Here is a 12,991-nt window from a genome sequence, read left to right on the forward strand (position 1 = left end):
GGGTACCTCGGCGCTGACGCGCCGAGGAGTTGCCCCTCCGCTGCGCTTCGGGGCGTTGGCTCCGCTGACGCTCCGCCAAATTCCCGCGCAAGCGCGGGAATTGAATTCCGCAAGCGGAATTCTAAAAGCGTATCAATTCGCGCAAGCGCGAATTGCAGGAATCCCGCTTGCGGGATTCCTGGGCTGGCTGGGAGAGGGGGTGCATCTCGCGCGGGCCTGTGTAGGTTCTGGGGGTTCTATCTACCACCTCCGCGCTGGAGTTGATGAGTATCTCCCGCCGGCGGATGGTGTCCGTCATCGTAGTGATGGGTTCCGCTGCGCTCCACCCCTCAGGCTTGTTGGCCAACCTCGCCTTGTTCCAATCAGCACGCACATGAACTGGTCAGTGGGAGGGATGTACTGTCAGTGTGTCACTCCTAGGAATGGACCCTTTTGCGGGTTGAGGGTCGTCAGTGATGCACTGTGTAGGGTTTGGGCGTAGAGGGGCATTGCCCTCGCGGGGGTCTTCCGCTGCGCTCCAGACGCCCGGCTGCTCGCTGTCTTGGGCGATGGTGCGTCCGGTTGGGTGGGCTGCTCGCGTAGCGAGCAGCCCACCTGTCTTGTACAGCGAAGCGGGTGGCATTGTCCGCTGCACTCCCCCAGCTACAGGTCCTGCGGTCCGCAGAGGTGGTTGCTCCCTGCCGGCAGAGGCTGGGTCCGCCATGCAGCAGGATGCTGTCTTTATGGGTCTGATTCAGGAGTTCACTCGGATTGTTTCTGGAGCAATCTCGCGCTACTTCTGCAGGTTGAGGACAGGACCATAAGAATGCAATAGTGCTACCTCTCGTGGAGGGGTAGCACGTGAACGCGCTTCAATATGAGCATTCAGATTGAATTGCTGACTTGCTTGCCCCTGAATGGGTTCTCTCCACAATGGAGACATGTGAAATACTTTGCGGCGCGGCTGTTTGCGGCTCGGAACTCGTTGACAATTTCTCTCGGAGTCGGCACTCCGCAGATTACCAGAAATACAGCTAGTGGAACGTGTTGCGTTACGGCGGCGATGATTCCCAGAATGTAGAGGAATACGGCAGTGAAACTAGTGCGGTAATTGGTGCACATGAAACGAACGTGCTTCATTTCTACTCCTATTGATGTTGGGTGTTTCGATCATTTGTAGAGCTTCCCTCATTCGACTTTTCGAGGTATGAAAAGGACCCCTCACGTTGTGAGAGGTCGTAGGCGGCGCGCTGTAATGCTCGCTAGCTATCCCCCTTCACTCTCAGCAGTGGCGCGGCCGTGTTTGCTGCTGGATCCGCTCTGTGCTTGCTGACCAGGTACTACGGTAGTGCGACAAGGCATGGTTCCTCCTGCGGGTATAGGAAAGCCGAAGGGGCGTTGCCCTCCGGCTTGGTTCAGAAAAACTCGGTGAGACGAGCTTTGGTTCATTCGTGGTGTTGCGCTGTCTGACTCTTATATTCTACCAGTGAGCGTCTACGGCCGTCAATAAGATGTGCGCCTGCCGGGGCGTTGGCAGTGCGATCGAACGGTGGTGCTTGCTGCTTATTTTGTCTGGTGTTGCTGTGAAAGACAAGGGCCTGCTCATGGGTGGTGGAAGCATCTTAGCGAATTTCTTGAAGGGTCGGAAGGAACACTTTCCATGGCGTGAGTCTGGGAACCAGCGAGCCGTCCAGATCTTGCAGCCTGAAAAAGCCCGGCTCCGGACCGGGGGGGCCGTGGAGGGAGTGCAGGGTGTTGCCTGCCGGTGGTGAGCTGCTCGGCGAGCAGGCAGGCGGTGTCGTCCGGGCGTTCGAGGTGTAGCGGGGCCTTGAGGGCGTCGATGCGCCAGGCCCGTGTTCGGCCACGCCTCTCCAGGGGGGTTCGACCGTCACTGTGGCGCGGCTGAACGGTGGCCCGGGCGGCGGCGGTGTGGTTGTGGTTGTAGGGCGGCTGTTCCCGTTTGCGGTTCGAGTGGGGCTCGAGCGTTTTGAGACGGTGCCTCATGAGGGGGTTGTCAGGCTTCCGGAAAGGTTTCGCGTGCCGGAAGGCCGTTGTCGAAGGAGCCAGTCCTGATGTCCATCTCCGGCCTCATCGAGCAGCACGTGCAGGCCCGCCCCGACGCGGTCGCTGTCACCTATGCCTCCCCCGGGGGTGGTGATGTGTCGCTCACCTACCGGGAGTTGAGTCTGGCGGCGAACCGTCTCGCGGAGCATCTGCGGGCCCGTGGTGTGCGGCGTGGTGACCGTGTGGTGACGTCGCTGCGGCCCGGGACGGACATGGTGACCGCGTTCCTGGCCGTGGTGCGGGCGGGTGCGGCGTACGTGCCTGTCGACCCTGCGCATCCGGTGGAGCGCCGTCGGCTGCTCGTGCGGGACAGTGCGGCGCGTGTCGTGGTCACGGATGGCGCCGGTGCGGCCGGGTATGCGGATCTCGGTGCGGTGGTGGTGGCCGTGGACGGCGAGGCGGCGGAGATCGCCGGGCGTCCGGGTGCGCTGCCGGCGGAGGAGGCCGCGCCGTCCGACGCCGCGTACGTCTGTTACACCTCGGGCACGACGGGCACGCCCAAGGGTGTCGTGGTGCCGCACAGCGCGGTGCTGGACCTCGTGCGGTCGACTGATTACGTGCGGCTGACGCCGGATGATGTGGTGGCGCAGGCTGCCAATCCCGCCTTCGATGCGGTGACTTTCGAGATCTGGTCGACGCTGGCCGCCGGTGCCCGGCTGGTCGGGTTGTCGAAGGACACCGTGGTCGATGCGGCCCGCTTCGAGGGCGCGGTCGCCGAGCACGGTCTTTCGGTGATCTTTTTGACGACGGCGTTGTTCAATCTGATCGCTCGGGAGCGCCCGGCGGCGTTCGCCCCGCTGCGCACGGTGCTCTTCGGCGGCGAGGCGTGTGATCCGCGGCGGGTGCGGGAGGTGTTCCGGGCGGGTCCGCCCGAGCGGCTGCTGCATGTGTACGGGCCGACGGAGACGACGACGTTCGCGACCTGGCACGAGGTGACGGAGCCGGCCGAGGGCGACCGTACGATCCCTATCGGCCGTCCCATCGGCGCGACTGTCGCGGTCGTGGTCGGTGAGGACGGTGTTGCGGTGGCTCCGGGTGGCACGGGGGAGCTGCTGCTCGGCGGGCCGGGGCTGGCCAGCGGGTATCTGGACCGGCCGGAGCTGACTGCGCAGCGGTTTGTGCGGGACGGGTTCACCGGCGGTGAGGGCCTGCTGTACCGGACCGGTGATCTGGTGCTGTTGCGCGAGGACGGCGCGATCGAGTTCGTGGGGCGGGTCGACAATCAGGTCAAGCTGCGTGGTTTCCGCATCGAGCTCGGTGAGATCGAGTCGGTGCTGACTGCCCATCCCGCCGTGTCCGCGGCCACGGTGTCCGTGCATACGGTCGGGGAGGGTGACCGCCGTCTGGTCGCTCATGTCGTGCCGGCCGCGCAGCCGGCGGCGGCGGCGGAGGGTGAGCAGATCACCGAGTGGAGGGAGATCTACGAGGCGCTCTACGACGACGCCGAGGCCGCCGAGTTCGGTGCCAACTTCGCGGGTTGGAACAGCAGTTACGACGCGCAGCCGATTCCGCTGGAGCAGATGGGCGAGTGGCAGGCGGCGACGCTGGAGCGTATTCGTGAGCTGGGGCAGCGGCGTGTCCTGGAGATCGGGGTGGGCACCGGTCTGCTGATGGCGCACCTGGCGCGGGCCGAGGAGTGCGAGGAGTACTGGGCCACCGATTTCTCGCCGTCGGTCGTGGCGGCGCTGCGCGCCCAGACGCAGGGCGACGCGGTGCTGCGGGGGAAGGTGCGGCTGAGCTGTCAGGGTGCGGACGACACCGGTGGGCTGCCCGCCGGGTACTTCGACACGATCGTCGTCAACTCGGTCGTCCAGTACTTTCCGGGCCTGTCCTACCTGCGGACGGTGATCGAGCGGGCGCTGCCGCTGCTGGCGCCGGGGGGCTCGCTGCTGCTGGGGGACCTGCGCAACCTCGACCTGGCGCGCTGTTTCCAGACCGGCGTGGAGCTGGCCCAGCCGGGTGCGGGTGCCAGGGACCGTGAGGCGGTGCGCCGCGGTGTCGACCGGCGGGTGGCGGGTGAGACCGAACTGCTGTTGTCGCCGGCGTTGTTCGCGGCCCTTGCCCGGGAGCTGCCGGGGGTGCGTTCGGTGGACGTACGGGTCAAGCGGGGCGTCCACCACAACGAGCTGACCCGTTTCCGGTACGAGGCCGTGCTGTCCACGGCGGCGCCTGCCGCGGATGTCACGGATGCGCCGGTGGTGACCTGGGGCGAGGAGGTCGGCGGTGTGGAGGAGGCCGAGCGGTATCTGGGTGAGCGGAGGCCGGCGGTGCTGCGGCTGGCTGCGGTGCCCAACCGGCGGGTGCATGAGGAGTACGCCGCGATGCTGGACCTGGAGTGCGCCGGCGGTTTTGCGCCGGGCCCGGCGGGGCCGGACCCGGAGGTGCTGTGCGTGGCGGGTGAGCGTCTGGGGTACCGGGCGCTGCCGACCTGGTCGGCGGCGGGTGCGCACGCTGTGGACATCGTGTTCGTGGATCCCGGTCGTGTGGGTGGGGGCCCGTTGACGGGTGTGTATGCGGCGCCTGTCGCCGTCGTGGAGGAGTGCGCGAATGTGCCGACTGCCTTCGACCACACGGTCGATCTGGAGGTGGTGCTGCGTGGTCATCTGCGGGAGCAGCTGCCCGACTACATGATCCCGTCGGCGTTGATGACGCTTGACGCGCTGCCGCTGAATTCCAACGGCAAGGTGGACCGCAAGGCGCTGCCGGCCCCGGGGTTCACGGCGGAGCGGCCCGGCGGTCTGCCCGGCACTCCGTTGCAGGAGATCGTCCGCGATCTGTTCGCCGAGGTGGTGGGCGTGCCGCGGCGCACGGTCCATGCGGATTCGGATTTCTTCGTCTTGGGTGGGCATTCGCTGGCGGCGGCCCGGCTGTTGTCGCGGGCCCGGGAGACGCTGGGTGCGGACCCGGGCAGCCGTGCGGTGTACCAGGCGCCGACGCCGGCGAGGTTCGCGGCGCTGGTCGGGGACGGTCCTGTGGCGGCGACCGGGCCGGGTGTGGCGGGTACGGGTACCGCTGTGCTGCCGCTGCGGCTGCGCGGTGCGCTGGACGTAGGGGCGCTGGAGGAGGCGCTGGAGGATCTGGGGCAGCGGCACGCGGTGCTGCGCAACTCGCGGCTGGGCTCGGCCGGCACGCGGCTGCGGGCGCTGGCTGTTGACGACCATCTGCTGGAGCTGTCGCTGCCGGCCGGGGACGTCGACCTGTGGTCGCATCTGCCGCTGGCCGCGGACCTGGCCCGCGCCTACGGTGCTCGTGCCACCGGTGACACTCCGCGCCGTGAGCGGGCCGCGGTGGAGGCCGCGCCGCGGGCGGTCTGCGGTGATGTGCCGCCCACCGTGCTGCCGGGCAGCGTTGTGGGGGGTGGTGAAGGGCCTTGGGGGTCGCTGGAGTTCGGTGTGGAGGGGGAGCTGCACGAGCGGCTCGCGCGGTTCGCGGCCGGGCACGGGGTGACGTTGTTCATGGTGGTGCACGCCGCGCTGGCGGCTGTGCTGGCCCGGCTGGGCGCCGGTGAGGAGGTCACCGTGGCCGCGCCGGTGCCGGCGCGGGACAGTGCCGCGCTGCGTGGTGCGGTGGGGCCGTTCGGCCGGGTTCTGGCGCTGTCGGTGGACACGTCCGGGGATCCTTCTTTCGCAGAGTTGCTGCGCCGGGTGCGCGCGGTGGATCTGGCTGCCTACCGCAGCCCCGGGGCGGCGCTGGCGCAGCCCGGTGGTGTCGCTTTGATGGTGCTGCAGGAGCCCGTCGGGGAGTTCGAGGCGGCCGGTCTCACGGTGCTGCCGCAGCCGGGCCGGCTGCCGCTGCCGGCGGCGGACGTCGTGCTGACGCTGACCGAGCGGCAGAGCCCGGCGGGTGTCCCCTGCGGTATCACCCTGTCGGCCGCGTTCCGCCGGGACACCGTCGAGGAGACGGTGGCGGCCTCGCTGGCCGGTCGTCTGGGCGCCGTGCTGGAGGCGGTCGTGGAGGGTGCGGCGACTGCGCTGAGCCGGCTGCGGCTGGCCGGCGGCGCCGGAGAGGGGGTGTGGGCGGGTGCCCCCGCCGTGCTGCCGGAGCGGACGGTGGCGTCGCTGTTCGCGGAGCAGGTGGCCCGCGCCCCGCACGCGCCGGCCCTGACCGGTATGGACTACGCCGAACTCGACGCCCGTTCCGACCTGCTGGCGCACGCTTTGATCGCGCACCGGGCGGGTCCGGGCACCTCGGTGCTCACCGCGCTGTCCTCGCCGGCGGAGTTCGCGGTGGCTGCGCTGGCCGTCGCCAAGACGGGGGCCGCCTTGGTGCCGGCGGACCCGGCGCAGGGGCTGTCGGAGGCGTTGCGGCCGGTGGCGATGCTGCTCGACGAGAGTGCCGATGTGCTGTTGCCGGCCGTGCCGGGGGCGGCGCGCCTGGTGCGGGACTCCTGCGGGCTGCTGCCGGTGGACGGCAGGTGGCCGGTGTCGGACGCCGAGCGGGCCGGGTTGCAGGGCGCCGGTGACCCGGTGGTGCTCGCGGCCGGCGCGGACGGCACGGTCGTCATCGGTGCCGAGCCGGTCGTGGCGGTGGCCGTGGCCGGGCCGGTGGACGCCGCGTGGCTGGTGCCCGGCTACCCCGGCGCGGACGCCGCGCTGGGCCTGCTGGGCACGCTCGGCTCGGGCGGGTGCGTGCACGTGCCGGATGCCTCGGTGGCGGACGGTGTGCCGCAGGAGATCCTGCGGTGGCTCGGTGAGCGCGGCGCCCGGTCGGTGCTGGGCGGTGCGCGGGAGGGGCTCGGCGCGCTGGTCGCCCTCGCCCGTGCCGGGGGCATCGCGTTGACGGTGAGCGGTGGCTGGGCCGAAGGGCGGCTCGTCGTCGAGCATGTCCCGGGCCGTCCGGCCCGGCCCGCCCTTGGCCACCGTGCCTATGTGCTCGACGGGGAGCTGCGGCCGGTGGCCGCGGGAGCCGTCGGCGCGCTGTACATCGCCGGTGCGGGGGTGGCGCAGGGGTACGCCGACGCGCCGGGTGCGACGGGGGAGCGTTTCCTGCCCGATCCGTTCGCCGGCCAGGACGGCCCCGCCCGCATGTGGCGGACGGGCCGTGCCGCGCGGGTGGACGCCGACGGGGCTGTGGAGGTCCTGGACGGGCCGTGGGGCGAGGACCCCTTCGCCGATGAGTTCGCCACGTTCGTCGTCGTGGCCGACGGCGCCGGTCACCGTGCGCTGTGGCCTGCGTCGGCCACCGTGCCGGACGGCTGGCGTGAGACCCACCCGGAGGACCTGTACGAGCTGTGCCTGGACCACCTGAACGAGCGCCTGTGACGCGCCGAAGGGACCATCTGCCCGCCCGATGCGAAGGAATGCCATGACCACCGTCGCCCCCGCTTCCCCCACGTTGCCGGACCACCTGGCCGACTCCCGCCACCACGTCCTGGACCTGACGTTGCGTGATGCCCGCGCGGCCCATGCGCTGGCCGCGTCCTGTCTGGAGACGTACAAGGCGGCCGACGACCGCAGATTCCTCGACGAGGCGCCGGTGCTCGCCCACGAGCTGCCGCTGCCGGTGCGCCGGCATCTGAATTCCGCGCGCCGCGACGAGGCCACGCATGTGACGGTGATCCGCGGCAATGTCGTGGACCAGGCGGCGCTGGGGCCCACCCCCGCCCACTGGAGCGAGGCGGACACCGAGGCGAGCCAGGTGTACGGGTGTCTGCTGGTGCTGTACGCGGCGCTGCTGGGGGATGTGACCGGCTGGGCCACGCAGCAGGCGGGCCGCCTGGTCACCGACATCCTGCCCAGCAAGGGGTTCGAGACCAGTCTGATCTCCGCCTCCAGCGAGCTGGAGCTGGCCTGGCACACCGAGGACGCGTTCTCCCCGTACCGGGCGGACTGGGTGGGTCTGTTCGCGCTGCGCAACACGGCCGGGGTGCCCACCACGGTCGCGCACGTCGATGCCCGCCGGGTGCCCGAGCACATCCGTGCGGTGCTGAGCGAGCCGCGGTTCGTGGCGCTGCCGGACGCGGCGCACGAGTTCGCCGACGGGCCGGCCGGTGACCTGGTGCCGATCCTGGAGGGCCACCCGGAGCGGCCGGTGCTGCGCATCGACCGGGACTTCTTCCGCGCGCGGGACGGTGACGCGCAGGCCGCCGGGGCGCTGGCGTGGATCACCGCGCACCTCGACGCCAACCTGACCGACGTGGTGGTTCCCACCGGTGCGGTCTGCTTCGTCGACAACCGCAACGTCGTGCACGGCCGGCGCCGCTTCCGGGCGGGCTTCGACGGCGGCGACCGCTGGCTCAAGCGCGTGAACCTCGTCCGTGACCTGCGCCGTACCCGTCCCGGGCGGCTGGACGGCGCGACCCGCGTCATCGGCTGAAGGTGCCGGCCGGTTTTCCCCCTCCCGTTTCGGACCGCAAGGAGTTACGCCCATGACCACCGAGCCGACCCGCCCCGTCGTCCTGCTCGTCGAGAGCCGCCGGGCCACTTTCACCGACCATGTCCTGGCCCGCGACGACGTCGAGGTCGTCCTGCTGCGCTTCGACTCGGTGCCGCTGAGCGAGGAGTACCTCGCGCGCACCGCGCACGTCCCGACGTTCACCCTGGACACGTCGGCGCCTTTGGAGGACGAGGCGGCCCGCTACCTGCGCTGGATGAAGGGCAGCGAGGGGCTGCCCCGGCCGAGGTTCTTCTGCAACCCCAACGAGGCGCTGCAGGCCGACGCCCAGCGTTTCGCCGCCCTGGTGGGCCTGCCGCACCTGAGCCAGGAGCAGGTGGGGTGGGTGCGCAACAAGATGACGATGAAGGACCGGTACGCGCAGCTGGCCATCCCGCACGCCGCGTACCGTGCGGTGCACGTCCTGGACGAGGTGGTGGCGTTCGGCGACGAGCACGGCTGGCCGGTCATCCTCAAGCCCGTCGACTCCGACTCCTGCATCCACACCTACCGCCTCGACTCGCCGGCCTGTGTCGCGGGGGTGCCGCCGCTGGATGCGGCGCTCAGGTGGATGGTGGAGGAGTACATCGAGGGCCGCGAGTTCCAGCTGTGCGCGGTGATCGCCGACGGGGTGGTCCTGGACGCGTATCTGTCGAAGAACCCGGTGCCGATCCTGCAGGTCCTCGAGGGGAAGATCAACGCCAACATCACGTACGCGCCGAGTGAGGATCTGCCCGTCGACGCCCGGGCGCTGGCGCAGGAGCTGACCGACGGTCTGGGTCTGCCGTACGGCTATCTGCACGGCGAGTTCTTCCTCACCGACGACGGCCGGTTCGTGATGAGCGAGGTCGCGGCCCGGCTCAGCGGCTGCGAGGTGCCGATGAACCACGGGCTGGCCTACGGGTTCGACTTCCTGCACGTCGTCCTCGACACCTATGTGGGCCGGGTGCCGGTGCCCGTGTACACGCGTGACCGGGCGGTGGGCGATCTGTTGCTGCCGACCGCGCCGGGCCGGGTGGTGCACATCAGTTCCGAGGAGGAGCTGCTGCGCATGCCGGGGGTGATCGGTGCCCGGTTGACGGCGCGGTGCGGTGACGTGCTGGATCCGCCGCGTGCCTCGCACGCCTCCACCGGCTACGTCCATGTGGAGGGTGCCACGGCCGATGAGGTGGAGGAGCGGATGCATCACGTGCTGCGGCACTTCGAGCTGAAGGTGGACGAGGAGCCCGGGTCGTGAGGCAGGCGCTGTTCGCCCCGTTCGCCGAAGCGGACGACTATGCGCGGGCGGTGGCGGCCGGGGACGGTCCGCTGCCGGTGTGGACGGGGGGCCGTACGGATCTGGCGGCCGGGCTCGCCCTGGCCGGGCAGGTGTACGCGGGCCGTCGCACGCCCGCCCCGTGTGAGACCGGTGTGCTGTTCGGCGAGGTGCCGGCTGCGCTGGAGAGGCTGCTGCGGCCGCTGGCGCGTACCTGGGCGGCGGAGCCGGGGCGGCTGCCCGGGCAGGGGTCGGTGCTGCTGGCCGGGACCTATGCGCAGTTGCGCGGCGACGAGGTGCAACAGGTCGTGACGGCGGCGTATGCCGGGGGGCGGCCGCTGTTCCTGCTGACCGGTCGTGACGTGCACAGTCTGAGCTGGGTGGTGGCCAAGCAGTACGCCCGGGTGGTGCCGGGTGCGGCGGTGGGGGTCGTCTCCGAGCTGGACGCGGCCGAGCCGGTGCCGGGCGCGGACGTGTGGTGCGGCGCCGAGGACGTGCGCCGCCTCGACATCAAGGAAGTGGCTCTCGGCCGGGTGTGGCGGCGGGTGCTGTTCCACGGCAACGGCAAGGACGACCAGCTCAACCTGGGCCAGTTCACGCTGTGCGGGGCGAGTCCGGTCGCGGCCCTGCCCGGTGCGGCGGGCCCCAAGTGCGCCTACGGGCTGGGCTGCACCAAGCCGATGGACAAGCTGATCCCGGCGCGCGGCATCCGCGCCGCCGAGCTGGTGCTCGCCAACTGCTTCAGCGGCGCGCTGGCCGGGCACGCGATGTACGACCCGAAGTATGTGATCCTGCTGGACGCGCTGGACGGTCCCGCGCAGACCGTCCTCGCCACGCTCACCGCGTGTGACGGGCAGCGCCCCGAGAACCTGGCGTGGCTGACGTCGGCGGCTGCCGCGGGCAGCGCGGCCGGCGCCGTCAACGACGTGCTGCGCGACATCAACCCCTATCCGTCGTTCGCCCAGTTCGGCCTGCAGTCCTCAGGCCTGGAAAAGGAGGAGGAGCAGGCGGCGGCGCAGGCGGCGCGGGCGGCGCGGGCGGCGCGGCCGTCCGCTGCGGAGCCGGTGACGGCTCCCGAGCCGCACACGCTCGGTGCGCGGCTGGCGGGCCTGCTCGACAGCGGGCTGCTCGGGCCGGACTACCCGCTGCGGCCGCGGCTGCGGGCCCTGGCGGACACGCTGTTGCACGACGTGGTGCGCACGGTGGCGCTGGCCCCGCCGGACGCTGGGCGGTCGCTGGCCGCGATCGCCAAGGAGACCACGTCCCTCGACCTGGCGCTCGCCCATCGCTTCGCCAAGCACCACGACGATCCGGTGCTGCGGTTTGCCACCTACTTCGGTGAACGCAGCGTCGCCGACGCGCCGGCTGCCCTGGACACCTCGTGCACCTGCGGCCGGCCGCTCACCGCCTACCGGCGCCGCGGGCGGGTCCCGGTGATCACCGATACCGTCCAGGTGGTGTGCGCGCGCTGCGGCGATGTCGCCAACTCGCTGTACGGTGCCACCGAACTGACGGTCAAGGCGCCGTCCGAGACCGCCGCCGGCGGCGCTTTGCACGTGGTGGTGGAGGCGCGGGCGCAGCGGGCGGGGACGGTGAACCTGGGCATCGTGCTGCCGCTGTACCTGGACGCGCGGGTCGGTCCCGTGCTGCGCCGCGTCGTCGCCTCGCGCCCCGGCGAGCGGGTGCACGCGGAGTTCAATGTCGCCATCGCCCCCGGGGCGACCCCCCAGGCGTACTACGTGTGCCCGTACGCCGTTCAGGACCTGGGCATCTCGGTGTCCCGGGTGCATTTCACCCTGCGGCCCGCGGGCCCGGACGAGAGGGAGCGGCCGGCACCATGACGGACACCGACGCGCACGGCACGGCCGGCGCACAGATGTGGGCGCCGCTGCGCCACCGCTCCTTCCGGCGGCTGGCGGGAGGGCGCCTGCTGGTGTATTTCGCCAACGCGATGGCGCCGGTCGCGCTGGCCTTCGCGGTGCTCGACGCGACGGGTTCGCTGACCGATCTGGGGATCGTCGTCGGGGCGCGTTCGCTGGCCAACGTGGCGCTGCTGCTGGTGGGCGGGGTCGTCGCGGACCGGGTACGGCGCACAGTGGTGCTGCAGGGTTCGGCGCTCGCGGCGGCGGGTGTGCAGGGCGCGATCGCGGTGAGCGTGCTGCTGGAGACGGTGTCGATCTGGCTGCTGGTGCTCCTCAGTGTCCTCAACGGGGCGCTGGCCGCGCTGTCATTGCCGGCGTCGGCGGCACTCACCGCGCAGACCGTGCCCGCGTCGCTGATCCGGCCGGCCAACGCGCTGATGCGCATGGGCACCAACCTCGGCGCGATCGCGGGGTCCTCCCTCGCCGGGATCGTCGCCGCCGTGTTCGGGCCCGGCTGGGGGCTCGCCGGGAACGCGGTGGCGTTCTGCGGCGCGGCGGTGTGCTTCCTCGGGGTGACAGCCGCGCCGGTGGCCCCGGCCGGGGAACGGACCCGGCCACTGCGGGAACTGCGGGAGGGCTGGCGGGAGTTCACCGCCCGCAGCTGGGTGTGGATCGTGGTACTGCAGTTCGCGGTGGTCAACGCCGTCGTAGCGGGCGGCATCCATGTGCTGGGGCCGGTCGTCGCCGACGACACGTTCGGACGCGGAGCGTGGGGCGTGGTGCTGGCGGCACAGATGGCCGGAGCGGTAGCCGGCGGTGTCCTCGCCGCACGGTCGCGGGCCCGGCACGCCTTGCTGATCGGAGTGGCGATGGTGGCGGTGGAGTCACTGCCGCTGGTGGTCCTCGCCCAGGCGCCGGGAGTGCTGCTGCTGACGGCGGCGATGTTCCTCAACGGCCTCGCCCTGGAGCAGTTCGGAGTGGCCTGGGACGTGTCGCTGCAGCAGAACATCGGGCCGGACAAACTGGCCCGCGTGTACTCGTACGACGCGCTGGGGTCGTTCGCCGCGCTGCCGCTGGGCGAAATGGCCGCCGGTCCGCTCGCCGGGCACTTCGGGGTACGGGGCACCCTGCTGGGGGGCGCGGCGCTGGTGGTGTGCGCGACAGCGGCGGCGCTGTGCAGCGGTCAGGTACGCGCGCTGACGACCGGAACACCGAAACCGAAACCGAAACCGAAACCGAAACCGAAACCGAAACCGAAACCGGAACCGGAACCGGAACCGGCCGCAAGGTAAACCAGCGGCGGCCGTCCCGCCGCCCCCACCGCCCCGGGCAGGAACCCCGCGAGACCCGCTGCATGACAGACACGGCAGAGGAAAGCGCCGGCACCGCAGGGGGGACAAACCCCGCCCCACGGCACCGGGACACTCCACGACACCCCTAACCGGCTTCCGGACCGCCG

General features: G+C 70.9%; 5 protein-coding genes. All 5 read left to right on the plus strand.

Features of this window, described 5'->3' with window-relative positions; genetic code table 11:
* Positions 1-2,051: 2,051 nt before the first annotated feature.
* Genes ADK65_RS31600 through ADK65_RS31620 form a run of 5 tightly spaced genes read left to right on the plus strand, consistent with a single transcriptional unit; the run spans position 2,052 to position 12,824 of the window.
* Positions 2,052-7,304, plus strand: coding sequence for a non-ribosomal peptide synthetase (locus ADK65_RS31600; protein WP_053674431.1), 5,253 nt, complete (start codon positions 2,052-2,054; stop codon positions 7,302-7,304).
* 43 nt (positions 7,305-7,347) lie between these two features.
* Positions 7,348-8,358 (plus strand): TauD/TfdA family dioxygenase, encoded by a 1,011-nt coding sequence (locus ADK65_RS31605; protein WP_053674432.1) that lies wholly within the window; start codon positions 7,348-7,350, stop codon positions 8,356-8,358.
* 52 nt (positions 8,359-8,410) lie between these two features.
* On the plus strand, positions 8,411-9,652 hold the full coding sequence (locus tag ADK65_RS31610; protein ID WP_053674433.1) for a hypothetical protein: 1,242 nt from the start codon (positions 8,411-8,413) through the stop codon (positions 9,650-9,652).
* A complete protein-coding gene (locus ADK65_RS31615) occupies positions 9,649-11,511 on the plus strand; it encodes a hypothetical protein (RefSeq protein WP_053674434.1) in 1,863 nt (620 codons plus the stop codon). The genes ADK65_RS31610 and ADK65_RS31615 overlap by 4 nt, the downstream gene beginning before the upstream one ends.
* On the plus strand, positions 11,508-12,824 hold the full coding sequence (locus ADK65_RS31620; RefSeq protein ID WP_063788072.1) for an MFS transporter: 1,317 nt from the start codon (positions 11,508-11,510) through the stop codon (positions 12,822-12,824). The genes ADK65_RS31615 and ADK65_RS31620 overlap by 4 nt, the downstream gene beginning before the upstream one ends.
* Positions 12,825-12,991 lie beyond the last annotated feature (167 nt).

This window comes from Streptomyces sp. NRRL B-1140 (assembly GCF_001280065.1).
GTDB lineage: Bacteria > Actinomycetota > Actinomycetes > Streptomycetales > Streptomycetaceae > Streptomyces.